Here is an 18,570-nt window from a genome sequence, read left to right as displayed (position 1 = left end):
CAGCCGCCCCGGCCGTCGAGGCGCGGACCGCGCGCGACGTGCAGGCGCCCCCCGCGGCACCCACGCAGGCGCCGGCCCGGCGCAAGCTCAGCTACAAGGACCAGCGCGAACTGGAGCAACTCCCCGCGCGCATCGAGCAACTCGAGGCCAGGGTGGCCGAACTCACCGAGGCCATGCACGACCCGGCGTTCTACCAGCGCGACGGCGCCGCCATCGCGGCCCACGGCGCCGAGCTGGCGGCCGTGCAGGCCGAGCTGGATTCGGCCTATGCTCGCTGGGAAGCGCTGGAGGAATCATGAGCGAGCACGATCCCCGCATCGACGCCTACATCGCCAAGGCTGCGCCGTTCGCGCAGCCGATCCTCGAGCACATCCGGGCCATGGTCCACGAGGCGATTCCCGACGTCGGGGAAACGATCAAGTGGGGCGCGCCCACCTTCATGCACGCTGGCGGCATCGTCTGCATCATGGCCGCGTTCAAGCAACACGCGGCGCTGAACTTCTGGAAAGGCGCGCTGTTGTTCGACGAGCCCTCCGCGGACGGCATGGGCAACTGCGGCAAGCTGGTCTCGGTCAGGGACCTGCCGCCGAAGAAGACCCTGCTGGCGCTGCTGCGCAAGGCCGCCAGGCTCAACGAGGAAGGGGTGAAAGCTCCGGCGGCGCGCAAGACCGGCAAGCCCAGGTCGCTGCCCGAAGTGCCCACCGACCTGGCAGCCGCGCTCAAGCGCAGCAAGGGCGCGGCGAAGCATTGGGACGCCTTCCCGCCGAGCCACCGCCGCGAATACATCGACTGGATCACCGAAGCCAGGCGCGACGAGACCCGCCAGCGCCGGCTTGCCCAGGCGATCGAGTGGATCGCCGAGGGCAAGCACCGCAACTGGAAGTACATGTAGCTCAGCGCGGGGGCGTATCCAGCCGCAGGATCGGATAGACGTTGTAGCCGCGGTCCCAGGCCTCGTGGCGCTGGTAGAAGAAGTTGAGGCGTGCGTACGGACTGGCCGCGAACTCCGGATCCTGGCGCAGCTTCGCCTCGAATTCGGCCTCCAGCTTCGGATCGGCCGCCATCATCTTGCGCGCCTCTTCCTCGGCCACGTAGGCCTCCATGTACTCCTTGCGCTCGAAGGCGTTGTTGAACTCGCCCCAGGCTGCCATCGAGTCCGGCGCCTGCGGCTCCAGGATGTGCACGAGCAGGCGGGCCAGTGGCTGCGCAACGGGCACGAACAACGCCCCGGCCTGCAACGACGCCTTCGTGTCCACCCACTCGCCGTCGACCGTCAGGCGCTGGTGGCCTTCCATCGAGGCCTTGCCGAACTCGACCTTGTCGGCGCGGAAGACCTGCGCGGCCACCTGCAGCGGCTGGTCGACCGGCTGGTAACGGATGCCATGGGTATCGAGCCAGCGCGACACGCGCCGGGCATAGGCGGCGGGCACCAGGTAGCCCGCGCGCGGCGCCACGATCTCCACGTCCGGCACGATCTCGTCGCGCAGCGGCAGCTTCCAGACCTCGGGCTTGCCCTCGTCGTAATGGGTCATCAGTGCACCGGACACGTCCGACGGCGTGCGCGTGTAGGCGTAGCCGAGGAAGTCGATGGTGCGCACCTTGTCGGTAGCCTTGTACGACAGCGCCACCGGCTTGCCGCCTAGCGCAACCGCGTCGCGGTCGGCCGCATCCGCGGCCGCCTGCCACTGCGCTGCATTGGCAACGGTCAGCTCGATCGCATCGAGCACGGTGTCGTGGGTGGAGCGCACGCGCTCGGGGTAAGTGCGCCAGGAATGGGTCTCGACCAGGATGCCGATGCGGTTGCGCAGCGGGAAATAGCCGTGAGAGAAGCGCGGCGTGTTGACGCCGTCGACGAAGCCCGAGGCCGGGTTGTCGTCCTCCACGAAGCTCGGATAGAAAGTCACGGGCAGCGAGCCCTGCGCGGTGAGCCGTTCGGCGATGCCGTCGCGCAGGGCGCGGCCGGCCACGCGCAGGTTCGGATCGCCCGAGTTCACCGGCTCGCCGGTAATCGAGATGTCGTGCTGGAACTTGGCGCCGTCGGTGACGTGCAGGTCCAGCGTCACCAGCGGATCCCAGGCCTGGACCAGGCCGAGCATGGCGCGCATCTCGGCGCTGTCGGACTTCACGTAGTCGCGATTGAGGTTGTAGCGCTGGGCCGTGGTGCGGAAGCCCATCTCCTCGGGACCGCGCTGGTTGGGGCGGTTCCATGCACGGAAGTTTTCGTGGCCGTCGACGTTGAACACCGGCACGAACAGGAACACCAGCTTGTCCAGGGCCCCCGGCGCGGCACGGCCCTCGAGCATTTCGCGCAACAGCAGGAAGCCGGCGTCCTTGCCGTCGATCTCGCCCGAATGGATGCCGCCCTGGGCCAGCATCACCGGCAGGTTCTTCGCCGCCGCGGCTTCCGGGGTGAACGCGCCGCTGCGCGTGACCACCAGCAGCTTCATCGGGCGGCCTTCCGGCGAGGTGCCGAAGGTCTCGCAGCGCACGGCCTCGGGCCAAGCGCGGGCGAAGGCATCGCACAGGGCGATCACTTCCTCGTAGCGGCCGGTGCGGACGAAACCGGAACGCTCGGCCACGGTGGTGAGGTCCGGTCGCGATTCCGCGGCCTGCGCCAGCGCGGGCGGCGCGGGCAGCATTCCGGCGAACAGGCAGGCGAGCGCGCAGGGCAGGGCGATGCGAAGCATGGGCGGGTCCGGTCGGGAAGGGCGAATTCGATGATAACGTTTCGCCCCATGACCATCCTCTACTACTCGCCCGGCGCCGCCAGCATGCTCGTCCACTGGCTGCTCATCGACCTGGGCATCGACCACGAACTGCGGGAGCTGGACTTCGACCAGCGCCAGCAGAAATCCGCGGAGTACCTGGCGCTCAACCCCGCCGGCGTGGTCCCGACCCTCGTGCTGGACGGCCGCCCGATGACCGAGGCAGCCGCTATCGCCCTGCACCTGGCCGAGCAGCATCCGCAGGCGCGGCTGGTGCCGGCGCACGGCGACCCGGCGCGCCGCGACTGCCTGCAATGGATGTTCCACCTGGCGCAGTCGGTGCAGTCGCTGTTCCGGATCTGGTGGTATCCGCATGAAGTGGCCGGCGCAGGCAACAGCGACACCGCGCGCGAGCACGTCCGGCCGCGGATCGAGGCGGCGTGGGAACGGATCGACGCGCACCTGGCCGGCAACGGCCCCTGCCTGCTCGGCACCGAGCCCTGCGTGGCCGACTTCTACCTGGTGATGCTGATGCGCTGGTCGCGCAACATGCCGCGGCCGGCCACCGAATGGCCGCACCTGGCTGCCCTCGCGCAGCGGATGAAGGCGCGGCCTTCGTTCGCCGCCATGTACGCCGCCGAAGGCCTGGAGGAATGGGCATGAACACGACCACGGCAATGCCCCGTCCGCGCCTGCCGCGGCAGATCCCCTACATCATCGGCAACGAGGCCTGCGAGCGCTTCAGCTTCTACGGGATGCGCAACATCCTGGTGCAGTTCCTGATCAGCAGCGTGATCCTGGCCTATATCCCCGAGGGAGATCGCGAGGGCGCCGCCAAGGACATCTTCCACAGCTTCGTCATCGGCGTTTACTTCTTCCCTCTGCTGGGCGGGTGGCTGTCGGACCGGTTCTTCGGCAAGTACGACACGGTGCTGTGGTTTTCGCTCATCTACTGCGCCGGCCACGCCTGCCTGGCCCTGTTCGAGGACAACCGCCAGGGCTTCTACACCGGCCTGTTCCTGATCGCGCTGGGTTCGGGCGGCATCAAGCCATTGGTCGTATCCTTCGTCGGCGACCAGTTCACCCAGGCCAACAAGTCGCTGGCCAAGGTGGTGTTCGACTTCTTCTACTGGACCATCAACTTCGGCAGCTTCTTCGCCTCGCTGCTGATGCCGCTGTTCCTGCGCGAGCTCGGACCGTCGATCGCTTTCGGCATCCCGGGCGCGCTGATGTTCATCGCCACCTTCATCTTCTGGCTCGGCCGCAGGAAGTACGTGCGGGTACCTCCGACCCGGGGCGAGGATCCGGATTCGTTCTACAACGTCGCGCGCACCGCGCTGTTCACGCATGCGCCGGGCCAGGGGCGCAACGGACTGGTGGTGGCCGTCCTGGGCGCCGTGCTCGCGGTGGCGATGCTGGTTTGCTGGGCCCTGCATGCCTGGTTCGGCGTGGCGCTGGCGTTCTGGCCGGACGACTTCCATTTCGTGATCACCGCCTGCCTGGCGCTGGGTGCGCTCATCGCCTTCGGCGGCATCGGCGTCTCCTTGCAGCTCGAGCGCGCCCGCGGTCGCCACGACGATGCCGCGGTCGACAGCGTGCGCGCCGTGCTGCGAATCATCATCGTGTTCGCGCTGACCACGCCGTTCTGGTCGCTGTTCGACCAGAAGGCCAGCACCTGGGTGATCCAGGGCCGCGACATGGCGGTGCCGCACGACAGCTGGTGGTGGCCGAGCTGGCTGGTGCGGGAAGCGGCGCAGATGCAGGCCCTGAACCCGCTGCTGGTGATGCTGCTGATCCCGTTCAACAACATCGTGCTGTACCCGGCGTTGCGCCGGCTGGGATACGACCCGACCGCGTTGCGGCGGATGGGCTGGGGTATCGCCTTCTCCGGCATCGCCTGGATCGTGGCCGGCCTGATCCAGTTGCAGATCGACAGCGGCACCGCGACATCGCTGGCATGGCAGGCGGTGCCCTATACCTTGCTGACCTTCGGCGAAGTCCTGGTGTCGGCGACCGCGCTCGAGTTCGCCTACAGCCAGGCGAAGGGCTCGATGAAGGGCGTAATCATGGCCTTCTGGTACCTGGCCAGCACGTTCGGCAGCCTCTGGGTGTTGCTGACCAACGTGGCGGTGCGCAACGACGCGGTGACCACGCGCATCGCGTCCACGGGCTGGAGCGAGAACGCGTTCCTGATGTTCTTCTTCGCCGCGTTCGCCTTCGCCGCCGCGGCGGTGTTCGCGCTGTACGCACGCAGCTATCCGATGCAGGACAACTACCGCCCGGCCATTTGAGCCGGGCACGAAAGGGGCAACATGGGATTCTCGCTGACCATCGCGATCGTCGCCGTCACCGTGCTGGTGTCGTGGATGGCGTTCAACAATCCGCGCCTGCTCGACCGGCTGATCCTGTGGCCGCCGGCGATCGCCCGCAACCACCAGTACGACAGGCTGGTCACCCACGGCTTCATCCACGCCGATTTCCAGCACCTGCTGTTCAACATGATCACGCTGTACTTCTTCGGCGGGGCGGTGGAGCGCTGGTTCGTGCCCTACATCGGGCAGGTCGGCTTCGTCCTGTTCTACCTGTCGGCGCTGGTGGTGGCGATCCTCCCCACCTATCTCAAGCACCGCAAGGACGGCCGCTATCGCAGCCTGGGCGCCTCCGGGGCGGTGTCGGCGGTGCTGTTCACCTTCATCCTGGTGCAGCCCTGGTCGCTGATCCTGGTGTTCTTCATCCCGGTGCCGGCGATCGTGTATGCCGTGCTGTACGTGGGCTATTCGATCTGGATGGACCGCCACGGGCAGGACAACATCAACCACAGCGCCCACCTGTGGGGTGCCGGCTACGGCGTGCTGTTTGCCCTGATGATGGAACCGCGCCTCGGGCCGGCGTTCCTGTCCCGCCTGCTGAATCCGGACTTTTTCTAGCCGCACTCACCCGGCGTGGATGTCGCGCGTGATACCCGTTGCCCATCTGCGGTAGTACCGCGCGAGGGAGGCAACATGGCCAGCGTCCGCATGCCAACGGGTCGAAGCGCACCGAAGAAGGCAACCAGGAAGGCGACTAAGAAGGTCGCGAAGAAGAAGGTTGCGACGAAAAAGGCCGCGAAGAAGAAAGTCGCGACGAAGAAGGTCGCGAAGAAGGCCGCGCCGCGGCGCATCACCGCGAAGAAGAAGGTCGCGAAGAAGGCCGCGCCGCGGCGCATCACCGCGAAGAAGGCCCTGGCCAACACCCGCAAGCTGCTGAAGCAGAAGCAGGAACAGGCGCGCGAAGCTCCACCCTGGCAGGCGCTCGACGTGCCCCATGGCAGCCCGCAGCCGGGCTTCCAGTCCGAGCAGGCCCGGCTCAAGGCCGGCGAACTGCATGAGGGCGAAGCCCGCCTCGACGCCATCCATGGCTCGGCCAGCACGGTGGACCGGCATAATCAGGGCAAGCGCGACCAGCGCTGACCCTGGAGCCAGCGATGTCGGATTCGACCCAAGCCACGCCCACCCACGAGCCCGATCGCAATCGCTGGGTGGTCCGGCTGGAAGGCGAGCTGGCCCACCTGGACTACAGCGTGGCCGGCGGGGTGATGACCATCCACCACACCATCGTGCCCAAGCCCCTGGGCGGGCGGGGCATCGCCGGCAGCCTGGTGCGGGCGGCGCTGGACCAGGCGCGGGCCGATGGCCTGAAGGTCCGGCCCGACTGCCCCTATGCCGCGTCGTGGATGGACAAGCATCCGGAATACGGCGACCTGCGCGCGTAGAATGCCCGGCCTTCCCCAGGCCGCCCGCACATGCGCCTCAACAAGCACCTCAGCGACAGCGGCTTCTGCTCGCGCCGCGAAGCCGACCGCCTGATCGCCGAAGGGCGGGTGACCGTGGACGGCCAGCGCGCCCGCATCGGCGCCGAGGTGGGCGAGGGCGCCGATGTCCGCGTCGACGGCCAGAAGCTGGCCGCGCGCAAGGCGGCCAGGGGCCAGCGCAGGCACGTCTACATCGCGCTCAACAAGCCGGTCGGGATCACCTGTACCACCGAATCGGCGGTCAAGGGCAACATCGTGGACTTCGTCGGCCACCAGCAACGGATCTTCCCGATCGGGCGCCTGGACAAGGATTCGGAAGGCCTGATCCTGCTCACCAGCAACGGCGACATCGTCAACGAGATCCTGCGCGCCGAGAACACGCTGGAGAAGGAATACCTGGTCGCGGTCAACCACCAGGTCACCGACGAGTTCCTGCGCGGCATGGCCCGCGGCGGCGTCCCGGTGCACGGGCAGCCGACCCTCCCGTGCCGTACGGGCAAGCTGGGCCGGTTCGGTTTCCGCATCGTGCTGGTGCAGGGCCTCAACCGGCAGATCCGGCTGATGGCGGCCCATTTCGGGCACCGGGTCAAACAGCTGGTCCGGGTCCGGATCGGCAACGTCAAGCTCGGGCACCTGAAGCCGGGGCAGTGGCGGAACCTGACCGAGGTCGAGCTGCGCGGACTTTTGCCGCAGCGCAGCGAATGGTGAGACCGGCGCCCCGGCTGGCAGGGGGCCTGGCGATGGCCCCCGGTAGCCGGATGGTCCGCATTCACACTTTTGCCCGAAAGTAGGTTAAGGTGCGCCCACTGTTCAAAGCGGGATCACGGTACATCGTGGCCCGATGCGGTTGATCCAAACGATCCGCTACATCGTCGCGTCTATACCCCTTGCTCGACAGTCTCGGTCCGCGTGTCGCGTTCCGTGCCAAATCAACAAAATCGTTTCAAGGAGTTAGACATGTCGGATCGTCAGACCGGAACCGTCAAGTGGTTCAACGACGCCAAGGGCTTCGGCTTCATCACCCCCGAGAGCGGCGCGGACCTGTTCGTGCACTTCCGTTCCATCCAGGGCACCGGCTTCAAGTCGCTGCAGGAAGGCCAGAAGGTCTCGTTCAAGGTCGTGCAGGGCCAGAAGGGCCTGCAGGCCGATGAGGTCCAGGCGCTGTAAGGCGTTCGATCAATCGATCGATGGAAAAGCCCGCTTCGGCGGGCTTTTTCTTTGGCATCACGCCGGTCCCCGCAACATGAACGCGGACTGGGCGAGGGCAAGGGGCCCCGAGATGCCGCAATACAGGATGTGGTGGTTGCTGCTGCTGGTGCTGTTCACGGCGGCGTGCGAGCGCCAGGCCGTGCCGGCCACCGGCGACGCTGACACGCAGGCCGCCGCGCAGGCGGAGCCGGCACCGCCGCCGGTGGTGCTGGAGGACGTGATCGAGCGCGATCCGCGCTACATCGTGGGCATCAGCTATTCGCCGATCGCGAAAAGCTACCCGGGCCTGGCGGCGTTGCTCAAGGCCTATGCCGACGCCGCGCGCGCCGAACTGGACGCGGCCTTGCAGGGGCTGGGCGACGCCCGTCCCGACGGTCCCTACGACCTGGCGCTGGCGTTCTCCGAAGTCGTGGCCACGGCCGACATCGTTGCCATTGCCGCCAACGGCAGCAGCTATACCGGCGGCGCGCACGGCAATCCGCTGGTCGCGCGCTTCGTCTGGCTGCCGGCGCGCAACGAACGCCTCGCCGCCGACGCGCTGCTGGCCGATCCGCAGGGTTGGGAAACGGTGTCCGCCTACGTACGCGAGCAGCTGTACCAGCGTGCGGACCGGATGGGCAGCACCCGCACGCTGATCGACCAGGGCACGGCGCCCACGGCGTCCAACTTCGACCAGTTCGAGCCGGTACTCGACGCCGAAGGAAGGATCGTCGCGCTACGCTTCGTGTTCCCGCCCTACCAGGTTGGTCCGTACTCGGCCGGCGTGCAGGTCGTCGAGGTGCCATCGGCGATCCTGTCGCCACTGGTCGCGGGCGAGTACCGGGATCTTTTCCGGTAGGCGAGGAGGGCCGGATGCATCCATTGCGACAGCGCGTGACAGCCTTGCTGGAAGCAGCCGGCATCCATGCCGGCGGCCCGGCGGAGACCGATCCGGCGATCCACGACGATCGCTTCTACGGCCGGGTCCTGCGCGAGGGCTCGCTGGGCCTGGGCGATTCGTACATGGACGGCTGGTGGTCGGTGCGCTCCCTGGACGGGATGCTGTACCGGCTGATGCGCCATGACGTCGACCAGCGCGTGCACGGGCTGCGCTCACGCCTGGACGACGTGCGCTCGTGGCTGCTCAACCTGCAGGCCGGCCGCCGCGCGCTGGCCGTCGGCGAACAGCACTACGATCTCGGCAACGACCTGTTCGAGGCCATGCTCGGCAAGCGCCTGGTCTACAGCTGCGGCTACTGGCGCGACGCGGACGACCTGGACGCGGCGCAGGAGGCCAAGCTCGACCTCGTCTGCCGCAAGCTCGGCCTGCGCCCGGGGATGCGTGTGCTCGACATCGGTTGCGGATGGGGCGAGGCGCTTAAGTTCGCCGCCGAGCGGTATGGCGTGTCTGGCGTGGGCGTCACCATCTCGCGCGAACAGGCCGAGTACGCGCGCCGGCTGTGCACCGGGCTGCCCGTCGAAATTCGCCTGCAGGACTACCACGATCTGGATGGCGCCAGCGAGGACAGCCGCTTCGACCGCATCTTCTCGATCGGCATGTTCGAGCACGTGGGGGTGAAGAACTACCGCGCCTACATGGAAGTGGCCCGCCGCTGCCTGCGCGACGACGAGGCCACCGGCGGCGGCCTGTTCCTGCTGCATTGCATCGGCAGCAACGTCTCCGTGCGCCATACCGATCCGTGGATCGCGCGCCACATCTTCCCCAACTCGATGCTGCCCTCGGCGGCGCAGATCGCCACGGCCAGCGAAGGCCTGTTCGTGACCGAGGACTGGCACAACTTCGGCACCGACTACGACCGGACCCTGCAGGCGTGGCGGGCCAACATCGAAGCCGCATGGGACACGCTGCCGCCACGCTACGACGAGCGCTTCCGGCGCATGTGGCGGTTCTACCTGGCCGCGTCCATGGCCGCGTTCCGCGCCCGGCGTATCCAGCTCTGGCAACTCGTGCTTTCCCCGCACGGTGCCCCTGGGGGTTACATCGCCCCCCGCTAGCGTTCACGCGACGGCTACGGCAGGGCTGCGGTAATGGCGGCCTGCAACGGAGCCGCCCGATGATCGTCCGACTTCAACAACCCCGCGCCATCCTGCAAGACGAGGGCCGCGCGCGTGCGCGCATCTTCGGCGAGGAAGCCAACGTGCTCTATCCCGGTTCCAGCTGGGACGACGTGGAGCAGCGCATGGCCGATGAATGGGGCGAGGTGCGCGGCGGGTCGTCGCTGTCCTGGGCGCAGGTTCGCCGCGACGCCCATACCGGTTGGCAGGTGGCGCAGCTGTGCCAGCCCGACCGCCTGCGCGACGACACGCCCCTCGTGGATTGAGGCCGCGCCATGGCCCGCCCCGTCTGGTCCGGCACGCTGTCCTTCGGGTTGCTCAACATCCCCGTCTCGCTGATGACCGGCGAGCGCAAGACCGACATTTCCTTCCGCATGCTCGATGCGCGCAACAATGCGCGCGTCCGCTACGAGCGCGTCAACGCCGAGACCGGCGAGGAAGTGCCGTGGAAGGACATCGTCAAGGCCTACGAGTACGACAAGGGCAGTTATGTGGTGCTCGAGCAGGAGGACATCGCCTCCGCCGCGCCGGAAAGCCATGACGCGATCGAGGTCGAGGCCTTCGTCGAGGCCGGCTCCATCGATCCCCGGTACTTCGAGAAGCCCTATGTGCTGGTGCCGGCCAAGAAGGCCGAGAAGGGCTACGTGCTGCTGCGCGACGCGCTGGAGAAGACCGGGCGCATCGGCATCGCCCGGGTGGTGATCCGCACCCGCGAGCACCTGTGCGCAGTGATGCCCTACGGGAAGGCGCTGCTGTTGCTGATGATGCGCTACCCGCAGGAGCTGGTGGAACTGGAGGAATACAACATCCCGGAAGGCGATCGCGGCGACTACCGCATCACCGCCAAGGAGTTGGCGTTCTCCGAGCAGCTGATCGACACCATGTCCGGCGACTGGGATCCGGCCGAGTACCGCGACGAATTCCGCGAACGCCTGCACAAGGTGATCAACGACAGGATGAAGGCCGACGGCGTGGTCAGGCATGCCCCCGAGGCCGAGGCGGAAGTGGCCGAAGGCGCTGCGACCAACGTGGTCGACTTCATGTCGCTGCTGCAGCGGAGCATCGACCGCAACAAGCGCACTCCGGCGAAGAAGGCCGCTCCGGCGAAGAAGGCTGCCAGGAAGGCGACGAAGAAGGCAGCGGCGAAGAAGTCGCCGGCGAAGAAGGCAACGAAGAAGGCGGCCGCGCGCAAGCGCGCCTGATCGCGCGCGGTGAGCCTGCGCGAGTACGCCCGCAAGCGCCGATTCGGCGAAACTCCGGAACCCGGCGACGTCGCGCCGCCGGGCAAGCGCGGCCGGCGGCCGATCTTCGTCATCCAGCTGCACCATGCGCGGGCGCGCCACTACGACTTCCGCCTGGAGATGGACGGCAGCCTCAAGAGCTGGGCCGTGCCCAAGGGGCCGTCCTTGCGTGCAGGCGAGAAGCGTCTCGCGGTCGAGGTCGAGGACCATCCCATCGGCTACGCCAACTTCGAAGGCGATATTCCGAAGGGGAACTACGGCGCCGGCCACGTCGACATCTTCGACCGCGGCGTCTGGAATGCCGAGGGCGATCCGCTGGAAGCGCTGGCAGCCGGCAAGATCGATTTCGAACTGCACGGCGAGAAGCTGCAGGGTGCCTGGAAGCTGGTGCGCACCGCCCAGGTGCGCAGCGGCAAGCCGCAATGGCTGCTGCTCAAGCGCGACGATGCCTGGGCCGCCGACCTGGAGGCCGACGACCTGGTGGAGGGCGCTGCCCCCGCGCGCCGCCGCCGCGTGGACTGGAAGACGCGAGCCGCGGCCCTGCCGGGCGCCAGGCCCAAGCCACGCAACTGGAAGCCGCCGGCGCCGCAGCTGGCGACGTTGCGCGAGACTCCGCCTGCGGGCGACGACTGGCTGCACGAACTCAAGTGGGACGGCTACCGCCTGCTGGTCGAGATCAGCGGCGGCCAGGTCAAGCTGCGCTCGCGCAACGGCCTGGACTGGACGCCCGACTATCCGGAAATCGTCAAGGCGTTCGAGGCCATGCGCCTGGACGACGCCAGCTTCGACGGCGAGCTGGTCGCGCTCACGCCCAAGGGCAACGACGACTTCGGGCTGCTGCAGAAGGTGATCTCCGGCACCGCGAAGGCGCCGCTGCGCTACCTGCTGTTCGACCTGCCATCGCTGGCCGGCTCCGACCTCGCCGCCACCCGGCTGGAGGATCGCAAGGCATTGCTGGCCGACCTGCTGGACGGCGCCGATCCGGTGCTGGCATTGAGCCAGCACATCGTCGGCCATGGCGCCCAGGTATTCGCCGCGAGCAAGCGCCAGGGCATGGAAGGCATCGTCAGCAAGCAGCTCGGTGCACGCTACGTGGCCGGCCGTTCGACCAGCTGGGTCAAGACCAAGCACGCCGAGGGCGACGAGTTCGTCATCGTCGGCTACGCCGCGCCCAAGCGTTCGCGCACCGGCTTCGGTTCGTTGCTGATGGCCACGCGCGAGGACGGCGCGCTGCGCTACGTGGGACGCGTCGGCACCGGCTTCGACGACGACCAGTTGCGCAAGCTCAAGGCGCGGATGCAGCCCTTGGCGCGCAAGCAGCCCACCGTGGCGCTGCCGGCGCACATCCCGCTGCGCCCGCGCGATGTCACCTGGATCGAACCGAAGCTGGTGGCGGAGCTGGAGTACCGCGGCTGGGGCAAGGAAGGCCTGCTGCGCCAGGCCAGCTTCAAGGGATTGCGCGAGGACAAGACGGTGGATGAAGTGGGCAAGGGCAATGGCAAGGGCAAGGCGAAGAAGGCCGGCGCCCGCAAGACGGGCAAGACGCGCTCCGACGACGTGCCGCGGATCAGCAGCCCCGACAGGGTGGTGTACCCGGGGCTGAAGATCACCAAGCAGCAGGTGGCCGACTATTACGCCGCGGTCGCGCCGCTGCTGCTGCCGGAACTGCGCGAGCGGCCGTTGTCGCTGGTGCGCTGCCCCGACGGCATCGCCGGGCAATGCTTCTTCCAGAAGCACCACGCCGCCAGCCTGGGCGACAACGTGCGCGCCGTGCCGATCCGCGAGAAAGGCGGCGGCCGCGACGACTACGTCTACGTCGACGGCATCGAAGGCGTGCTCGACCTGGTGCAAATGAACGTGCTCGAGTTCCACCCTTGGGGCGCCAGGACCGAGGACGTCGAGCACCCCGATCGCCTGGTGTTCGACCTGGACCCCGGCGAAGGCGTGGACTGGAACGCGATCAAGGCCGCCGCGCGCGAGATCCGCGCCCGCCTGGAGGAAGTCGGACTCAAGAGCTTCCTGCGCCTGTCCGGCGGCAAGGGCTTGCACGTGGTGGTACCGATCGCACCGAAGCACGACTGGCCCACGGCCAAGGGCTTCTGCGAAGCGTTCGCGCGGGCGATGGAGGCGCAGTCGCCCGACCGCTACGTGGCCACGGCGACCAAGGCCAAGCGCAAGGGCGTCATCTTCATCGACTGGCTGCGCAACGGCCGCGGCGCGACCAGCGTCGCCAGCTGGTCGCTGCGCGCGCGCGAACACGCCGGCGTCGCAGTGCCACTGAAGTGGAGCGAACTCGGCCGCACCAGGTCAGGCCACGACTACCCCCTCGAAAAAGCCCTCCGCCGCGCCGCCGCCCAGCGCACCGATCCTTGGCAAGCCGAAGGCTGGAAATCCGCCCTCCGCCAGACCCTCCCGGATTTCTAGCGACCTGATCGTTTCTTTTGACGCGGATTTACGCGGATTAAAAAGCGGATCAACGCGGATCAAGCAAAAGAAAAGGAGTGGTTTCCCGCGACCGTGTGGGCCGCTTGAAACCACTCCTGTGCTCTATCCGCGTTGATCCGCGCTTCTAATCCGCGTTGATCCGCGTCAAAGACGTCACTTCAACCCGCGACGCTCCAGCAGGGGTTCGATGTCCGGGTCGCGGCCGGCGAAGTCGCGGAACAGTTGCAGGGCGTCCTTGCTGCCGCCCTGGGAGAGCAGCGTCGCGCGGAAGCGGTCGCCGTTCCCGCGGGTGAGGCCGCCGTTCCCCTCGAACCACTTCACCGTGTCCGCGTCCAGGACCTCGGACCAGATGTAGGCGTAGTAGCCCGCCGCGTAGCCGCCCATGATGTGGCTGAAGTACGGCGTGCGGTAACGCGGCGGCACCGGCGCGTAGTCCACGCCGTCCTGCTTCAGCGCAGCGGCTTCGAACGCCATCACGCCGTCGGCATCCGGGATCTGCGACACGTCGGTGACCTGGTGCCAGCGCTGGTCGAGCAGGGCCGCGCCCAGGTACTCGGTGGTAGCGAAGCCCTGGTTGAACTTCGAGCTCGCCAGCACCTTGTCCAGCAGTTCCTTGGGCATCGGCTCGCCCGACTGGTAGTGCTTCGCGTAGTTGGCCAGCACGCTCGGCCAGTCGGACCACATCTCGTTGACCTGCGACGGGTACTCGACGAAGTCGCGCGGCACGCTGGTGCCGCTGAAGTACGGGTACTTCACGTCGGAGAACATGCCGTGCAGCGCGTGCCCGAACTCGTGGAACGCGGTGGTCACCTCGTCCCAGGTCAGCAGGGTCGGCTCGCCTTCGGGCGGCTTCGGGATGTTGAGGTGGTTGGCGACCACCGGCAGGTAGCCGGTCAGGGCGGACTGGTCGACGTAGCTGTTCATCCACGCGCCGCCGCGCTTGGACGGACGGGCGTACATGTCGGCCAGGAAGATCGCCAGCTGCTTGCCGTCCTTGTCGAACACGTCGAAGACGCGCACGTCCTCGTGGTAGACGGGCAGGTCGGTGCGCTCCTTGAACGTCAGGCCGTAGAGCTGGCCGGCGGCGTAGAACACGCCGTCGACGAGCACGCGATCGAGTTCCAGGTAGGGCTTGAGCTGGGATTCGTCGAAGGAGTACTTGGCCTGGCGCACCTTGTCGGTGTAGTAGGCCCAGTCCCAGGGCTGCAGTTCGAACGAAGGCTGGCCCTTGTCGGCCTGTTCCTTGTCGATCATGGCCTGCAGGTCGGCGGCTTCGCGCCTGGCGTTGGCCACGGCCGGCGGGGCCAGGCGTGCGAGCATGTCGTTGACCGCCTTGGGCGTACCGGCGGTCTCGTCGGCGAGCACGAACGAGGCGTAGTCCGGGTAGCCCAGCATGTTCGCGCGCTCCAGGCGCAGCTTCATGATCCGCGAGACCAGCGCGGTGTTGTCCCACTGGTTGCCGCGGCTGCCGCGCGCGACCGAGGCTTCGTGGATGCGCTGGCGCAGCGCACGGTCCTGCAGGTCGGTTTCCGGCGGCTGGCCGGTGGTGTTCTGCAACGCGATCACGTACTTGCCGTCCAGGCCGCGTTCCTTCGCCGCTGCCGCGGCCGCGGCGATGGCCGCGTCGGACATCCCTGCCAGTTCGGCGCGGCTGTCGACCACGACGGCCGAATCGTTGACCTCGGCCAGCACGTTCTGGCTGAAGGTGGTGGCGAGCTTGGCCAGCTCGGCATTCATTTCCTTCAGTCGCGCCTTGTCGGCGTCGGAGAGGTTGGCGCCGGCGCGGACGAAGTCCTCGTAGTACTTCTCCACCAGCCGGGTGTCCTGCGCGTCCAGGCCCGAGCCGGCCAGTCCGTCGTGCAGGGCCTTGATCCGCGCGAACAGCCTGGCGTTGAGGTGGATCGCGTCGCTGTGCGCGGAGAATTTCGACGCGTACTCGGCGCGCAGCTTCTCGCGGGCGTCGTTGGTGTCGGCACCGACCAGGTTGAAGAACACGCTGGCGGCGCGGTTGAGGACCTGGCCGGACTTCTCCATCGCCACAATGGTGTTGTCGAAGGTCGGCGGTGCCGGGTTGTCCGCGATGGCGGCGATCTCGGCCAGCTGCTCGGCCATGCCGCGGTCGAAGGCGGGAGCGAAGTCGGTGTCCTTGATCCGGTCGAACTGCGGATAGTGCAGCGGCAGCGGACTTTCGGCGAAGAAGGGATTGGATTGTTCGGCGGTTGCCGCCACGGGGGTTGCGTCCTGTGCCTGGGCGTGGAGGGAGGTGGCGGCAAGCGCGAGCGCCAGCGCCATGGCAAGTGGGTGCTTCATGGGATTGTCCCCGTCGGATCGTGATGGCGCCAGCCTAGCGCGCCCGCGGGTGCCGGCGCCCGTGACGAAAGACAGGGCGCAAGCCGCCGCGCGACGGATTCACGCCCCGGAAACCGCGGCTGCGGCACCGTAACCGTTCCCACGAACGCCCGGAGGCCCCCCATGGAGCTCGATACCCTGATGACCGCCAACCCGGCCTGCTGCGGACGCGACACGCCGCTGCGCGAGGTGGCGATGATGATGTCCGACAACGACTGCGGAATGATTCCGGTAGTCGATGAACAGGGCAAACCGCTGGGCGTGCTGACCGATCGCGACATCGCCATCCGCGCGGTGGCCGGCGGCAAGGACACCACCCGCGCCACCGCCGGCGACTACATGACCTCGCCGGTGCGCAGCGTCCCGGTCGATACCAGCCTGGCCGACTGCTGCGCCGCGATGGAATCGGGGCAGGTGCGGCGCCTGCCCGTGGTGGACATGGACGGACGCCTGTGCGGCGTGGTCGCCCAGGCCGATATCGCCCTGAATGGCGACCCGTCGAAGACCGCGGAAGTGGTGCGCGAGGTATCGAAGCCCTCCTGATCTGTTGCCAGCCGCCGCGCGGCAGGCATAATCGGCCCGTGGTGGGGACCACGCAGGGGATGTTCGAGATGCTTGCCGCGCCGTTGACCGAGGGAGCCGATTGCCGCATGCGATTCCAGCTCGTGGGCGCATGCCTGCGCGTCTGGGCCGAAGGCACGAGTTCGTTTGCCGCCACCGTCGCGTGCTGGCAGCAGGTCATCGAGCAGGTGCGCACCCTCGCGCCGAGGTCGGTGTTGTTGCTGGACGAACTGCGTGGCCGCGACCTCACCGCCGCCGAATGGGAATCGCTGGTGCAGGCCACCCGTGGTCAAGGCCTGGAGCGGGTGCGCATCGCGCACGTCAAGCCGCAGGGCACCGACGAACTGGAATACTGCGAGATCCATGCGCGCGAAGTCGGGCTGGATGCGCGCGTGTTCGCGGACGAGGCGTCCGCACTGCTCTGGTTGCGCGACGCTACCTGAAATCGCGCGAGCGGGTGTCGACGCCGGCCAGCAGCGGCGTCAGGTCCTCGAAGCGGGACGCGATCAGGTGGCGGCTGCCGTCGACGGCTTCCAGGCGACCTTCGACCGCCAGCAGCCGCGACTCCAGGAACACCTTGCGCTGGCGTTCGGCCAGGTCGCGCCAGACCACCACGTTGACCATGCCGGTCTCGTCCTCCAGGGTCATGAAGGTCACGCCGCTGGCCGTCTGCGGGCGCTGGCGCAGGATCACCAGGCCGGCATGGCGGGCGTGGCTGCCGTTGTCCAGCGCTTCGAGTTCGCGTGCATGGCGCCAGCGCCGTGCGCGCAATTGCCGCCGCACCAGCGCCAATGGATGCGCGCCCAGGGTCAGGCCGGTACTGGCGTAGTCGGCGCGCGTGTCCTCGAAGGCGCTTGGCGGCGGGATCGCGATGCGGTCTTCCGCCGCACCGGCATGGCCTGCGAACAGCGGCAACTGTTTTTCGGTACCGGCGCTGAGCCAGCGGGCGCGATGGCGATGGCCAGCCAGGCCGCGCAATGCAGCCGCCTCGGCAAGCCGGTCCAGGCTGCCGCGGTCCAGGGCGGCACGATGCAGAAGATCGTCCAGATCGCGCAGCGGCGCCTGCGCGCGCGCGGCGACGATGCGCGCGGCCGCGTCCTCGCGCAGGCCGTTGACCATGCGCATGCCCAGGCGCAATGCGTCGCCTTCCAGCGTGCAATCCCAGTGGCTGTGGCGCACGTCCACCGGGCGCACCTCGATGCCGTGCCGGCGTGCGTCGGCAACCAGCTGCGGCGGCAGGTAGAAGCCCATCGGCAGCGAGTTGAGCAGGGCGCAGGAAAATGCGGCCGGTTCGTGGCACTTGATCCATGAACTGGCATAGGTGAGCAGGGCGAAACTGGCGGCGTGCGATTCGGGGAAGCCGTAGTCGCCGAAGCCCTTGATCTGCTCGAAGATGCGTTCGGCGAACTCGACCGTGTAACCGTTGCCGGCCATGCCGTCGAGCAGGCGGTGCCGGTGCTTCTCCAGCCCGCCGTGGCGTTTCCACGCGGCCATGTCGCGGCGCAGCTGGTCGGCCTCGCCCGGGGTGTAGCCGGCGGCCTCCATGGCGATGCGCATCACCTGTTCCTGGAACAGCGGCACGCCGAGCGTGCGCTGCAACACGTTGCGCAACTTCTCCGACGGGTAATCGACCGGCTCCAGGCCCTGCCGGCGGCGCAGGTAGGGATGGACCATGCCGCCCTGGATCGGGCCGGGGCGCACGATCGCGACCTCGACCACCAGGTCGTAGAAGGTTTCCGGTTTCAGCCGCGGCAGCATCGCCATCTGCGCGCGCGATTCGACCTGGAACACGCCGATGACGTCGCCGCGGCGGATCATCGCGTAGGTGTCCGGATCCTCGGCCGGGATCGTGGCCAGGCTCAGGTCGCGGCCGCGCGCGCGCACCAGGTCCAGCGCCTTGCGGATGCAGGTCAGCATGCCCAGCGCGAGCACGTCGACCTTGAGCAGCTTCATCGTTTCCAGGTCGTCCTTGTCCCACTGGATGATGGTGCGGTCGGCCATGGCCGCGTTCTCCACCGGCACCAGGGTGTGCAGCGGATGCTCGGACACGACGAAGCCGCCGACGTGCTGCGACAGGTGCCGTGGCTTGCCCAGCAGTTCGCCGGACAAAGCGACGAGCTGGCGCATGGCGCGGCTGTCGGGATCGAACCCCTGTTCGCGCAGGCGCTCGCCCTCGGGCGGCTCGCCGCTCCAGTGGCCGACCGTGCGCGCCAGG

The 18,570-nt window shown here is 68.1% G+C and carries 18 protein-coding genes and 1 pseudogene; 16 read left to right on the top strand and 3 right to left on the bottom strand.

Translation table 11 applies throughout. The features are described 5' to 3' along the window. Both QAA18_RS09830 and QAA18_RS09825 read left to right on the top strand, forming a co-directional pair. Positions 1 to 299: pseudogene (locus tag QAA18_RS09830) on the top strand (ABC transporter ATP-binding protein); the annotation flags it as partial. Continuing rightward, positions 296 to 892, top strand: coding sequence for a YdeI/OmpD-associated family protein (locus tag QAA18_RS09825; RefSeq protein ID WP_279412747.1), 597 nt, complete (start codon positions 296 to 298; stop codon positions 890 to 892). The pseudogene QAA18_RS09830 and the gene QAA18_RS09825, both read left to right, overlap by 4 nt. Before the next feature lies 1 nt (position 893). On the opposite strand, the gene QAA18_RS09820 is transcribed toward QAA18_RS09825, so the two are convergent. Continuing rightward, positions 894 to 2,639 carry a M14 family metallopeptidase gene (locus QAA18_RS09820; RefSeq protein WP_343226752.1) on the bottom strand — a complete coding sequence of 582 codons (1,746 nt, stop codon included), beginning with the start codon at positions 2,637 to 2,639 and terminating at the stop codon, positions 894 to 896. 96 nt (positions 2,640 to 2,735) lie between these two features. Between QAA18_RS09820 and QAA18_RS09815 the strand changes: the two genes are divergently transcribed. The 12 genes from QAA18_RS09815 (at position 2,736) to ligD (ending at position 13,424) form a co-directional block, all read left to right on the top strand. Further along, positions 2,736 to 3,368: a glutathione S-transferase family protein gene (locus tag QAA18_RS09815; RefSeq protein ID WP_279412746.1), complete on the top strand. Its 633-nt coding sequence runs from the start codon at positions 2,736 to 2,738 to the stop codon at positions 3,366 to 3,368. After that, positions 3,365 to 4,996, top strand: coding sequence for an oligopeptide:H+ symporter (locus tag QAA18_RS09810; protein ID WP_279412745.1), 1,632 nt, complete (start codon positions 3,365 to 3,367; stop codon positions 4,994 to 4,996). Before QAA18_RS09815 ends, QAA18_RS09810 begins: the two co-directional genes overlap by 4 nt. Before the next feature lie 21 nt (positions 4,997 to 5,017). Then, positions 5,018 to 5,632, top strand: a complete 615-nt coding sequence (locus QAA18_RS09805; protein WP_279412744.1) for a rhomboid family intramembrane serine protease — start codon at positions 5,018 to 5,020, stop codon at positions 5,630 to 5,632. A 90-nt stretch (positions 5,633 to 5,722) separates the two neighbouring features. Beyond that, on the top strand, positions 5,723 to 6,154 hold the full coding sequence (locus tag QAA18_RS09800; protein ID WP_279412743.1) for a hypothetical protein: 432 nt from the start codon (positions 5,723 to 5,725) through the stop codon (positions 6,152 to 6,154). A 14-nt stretch (positions 6,155 to 6,168) separates the two neighbouring features. Beyond that, the gene (locus tag QAA18_RS09795; RefSeq protein ID WP_279412742.1) at positions 6,169 to 6,456 is read left to right on the top strand and encodes a GNAT family N-acetyltransferase; all 288 of its coding nucleotides are present in this window, start codon (positions 6,169 to 6,171) and stop codon (positions 6,454 to 6,456) included. A 30-nt stretch (positions 6,457 to 6,486) separates the two neighbouring features. Next, entirely contained in the window at positions 6,487 to 7,203 is a 717-nt protein-coding gene (locus tag QAA18_RS09790) for a pseudouridine synthase (protein ID WP_279412741.1), read from the top strand. Between the two features lie 249 nt (positions 7,204 to 7,452). After that, positions 7,453 to 7,662, top strand: coding sequence for a cold-shock protein (locus tag QAA18_RS09785; RefSeq protein WP_117203630.1), 210 nt, complete (start codon positions 7,453 to 7,455; stop codon positions 7,660 to 7,662). Positions 7,663 to 7,774: 112 nt separating this feature from the next. Then, a complete protein-coding gene (locus tag QAA18_RS09780) occupies positions 7,775 to 8,542 on the top strand; it encodes a DUF3298 and DUF4163 domain-containing protein (RefSeq protein WP_279412740.1) in 768 nt (255 codons plus the stop codon). A gap of 14 nt (positions 8,543 to 8,556) precedes the next feature. Continuing rightward, positions 8,557 to 9,699 (top strand): cyclopropane fatty acyl phospholipid synthase, encoded by a 1,143-nt coding sequence (gene cfa / locus QAA18_RS09775; protein ID WP_279412739.1) that lies wholly within the window; start codon positions 8,557 to 8,559, stop codon positions 9,697 to 9,699. 59 nt (positions 9,700 to 9,758) lie between these two features. Then, a complete protein-coding gene (locus QAA18_RS09770; protein WP_279412738.1) occupies positions 9,759 to 10,025 on the top strand; it encodes a hypothetical protein in 267 nt (88 codons plus the stop codon). Positions 10,026 to 10,034: 9 nt separating this feature from the next. Continuing rightward, the gene (locus QAA18_RS09765) at positions 10,035 to 10,961 is read left to right on the top strand and encodes a Ku protein (RefSeq protein WP_279412737.1); all 927 of its coding nucleotides are present in this window, start codon (positions 10,035 to 10,037) and stop codon (positions 10,959 to 10,961) included. A 9-nt stretch (positions 10,962 to 10,970) separates the two neighbouring features. Continuing rightward, positions 10,971 to 13,424, top strand: coding sequence for a DNA ligase D (gene ligD / locus QAA18_RS09760; protein WP_279412736.1), 2,454 nt, complete (start codon positions 10,971 to 10,973; stop codon positions 13,422 to 13,424). A gap of 174 nt (positions 13,425 to 13,598) precedes the next feature. On the opposite strand, the gene QAA18_RS09755 is transcribed toward ligD, so the two are convergent. After that, entirely contained in the window at positions 13,599 to 15,755 is a 2,157-nt protein-coding gene (locus QAA18_RS09755) for a M3 family metallopeptidase (RefSeq protein WP_279412735.1), read from the bottom strand. A 162-nt stretch (positions 15,756 to 15,917) separates the two neighbouring features. On the opposite strand from QAA18_RS09755, the gene QAA18_RS09750 reads away from it, so the two are divergent. Then, entirely contained in the window at positions 15,918 to 16,337 is a 420-nt protein-coding gene (locus tag QAA18_RS09750) for a CBS domain-containing protein (RefSeq protein ID WP_279412734.1), read from the top strand. A 107-nt stretch (positions 16,338 to 16,444) separates the two neighbouring features. Continuing rightward, a complete protein-coding gene (locus QAA18_RS09745) occupies positions 16,445 to 16,798 on the top strand; it encodes a hypothetical protein (RefSeq protein ID WP_279412733.1) in 354 nt (117 codons plus the stop codon). Here the strand turns inward: QAA18_RS09745 and QAA18_RS09740 are convergent. Next, positions 16,791 to 18,570: OB-fold nucleic acid binding domain-containing protein (locus QAA18_RS09740; protein ID WP_279412732.1), on the bottom strand; the 1,780-nt coding region annotated here is incomplete at its 5' end. The two genes, QAA18_RS09745 and QAA18_RS09740, sit on opposite strands and share 8 nt — an antisense overlap.

It is taken from the genome of Luteimonas sp. 8-5, from assembly GCF_029763755.1.
In the GTDB taxonomy this organism is placed as follows: domain Bacteria; phylum Pseudomonadota; class Gammaproteobacteria; order Xanthomonadales; family Xanthomonadaceae; genus Cognatiluteimonas.
Note: the sequence above shows the minus strand (reverse complement) of the source record. Positions and strands in the feature narration are given on the sequence as shown.

What these genes read in the sequence shown, in the direction of transcription:
- QAA18_RS09825 (WP_279412747.1), top strand. Translation starts at nt 296, where the DNA reads ATGAGCGAGCACGATCCCCGCATCGACGCCTACATCGCCAAGGCTGCG.
- QAA18_RS09820 (WP_343226752.1), bottom strand. Translation starts at nt 2,639, where the DNA reads ATGCTGCCCGCGCCGCCCGCGCTGGCGCAGGCCGCGGAATCGCGACCG.
- QAA18_RS09815 (WP_279412746.1), top strand. Translation starts at nt 2,736, where the DNA reads ATGACCATCCTCTACTACTCGCCCGGCGCCGCCAGCATGCTCGTCCAC.
- QAA18_RS09810 (WP_279412745.1), top strand. Translation starts at nt 3,365, where the DNA reads ATGAACACGACCACGGCAATGCCCCGTCCGCGCCTGCCGCGGCAGATC.
- QAA18_RS09805 (WP_279412744.1), top strand. Translation starts at nt 5,018, where the DNA reads ATGGGATTCTCGCTGACCATCGCGATCGTCGCCGTCACCGTGCTGGTG.
- QAA18_RS09800 (WP_279412743.1), top strand. Translation starts at nt 5,723, where the DNA reads ATGCCAACGGGTCGAAGCGCACCGAAGAAGGCAACCAGGAAGGCGACT.
- QAA18_RS09795 (WP_279412742.1), top strand. Translation starts at nt 6,169, where the DNA reads ATGTCGGATTCGACCCAAGCCACGCCCACCCACGAGCCCGATCGCAAT.
- QAA18_RS09790 (WP_279412741.1), top strand. Translation starts at nt 6,487, where the DNA reads ATGCGCCTCAACAAGCACCTCAGCGACAGCGGCTTCTGCTCGCGCCGC.
- QAA18_RS09785 (WP_117203630.1), top strand. Translation starts at nt 7,453, where the DNA reads ATGTCGGATCGTCAGACCGGAACCGTCAAGTGGTTCAACGACGCCAAG.
- QAA18_RS09780 (WP_279412740.1), top strand. Translation starts at nt 7,775, where the DNA reads ATGCCGCAATACAGGATGTGGTGGTTGCTGCTGCTGGTGCTGTTCACG.
- cfa (WP_279412739.1), top strand. Translation starts at nt 8,557, where the DNA reads ATGCATCCATTGCGACAGCGCGTGACAGCCTTGCTGGAAGCAGCCGGC.
- QAA18_RS09770 (WP_279412738.1), top strand. Translation starts at nt 9,759, where the DNA reads ATGATCGTCCGACTTCAACAACCCCGCGCCATCCTGCAAGACGAGGGC.
- QAA18_RS09765 (WP_279412737.1), top strand. Translation starts at nt 10,035, where the DNA reads ATGGCCCGCCCCGTCTGGTCCGGCACGCTGTCCTTCGGGTTGCTCAAC.
- QAA18_RS09755 (WP_279412735.1), bottom strand. Translation starts at nt 15,755, where the DNA reads ATGAAGCACCCACTTGCCATGGCGCTGGCGCTCGCGCTTGCCGCCACC.
- QAA18_RS09750 (WP_279412734.1), top strand. Translation starts at nt 15,918, where the DNA reads ATGGAGCTCGATACCCTGATGACCGCCAACCCGGCCTGCTGCGGACGC.
- QAA18_RS09745 (WP_279412733.1), top strand. Translation starts at nt 16,445, where the DNA reads ATGCGATTCCAGCTCGTGGGCGCATGCCTGCGCGTCTGGGCCGAAGGC.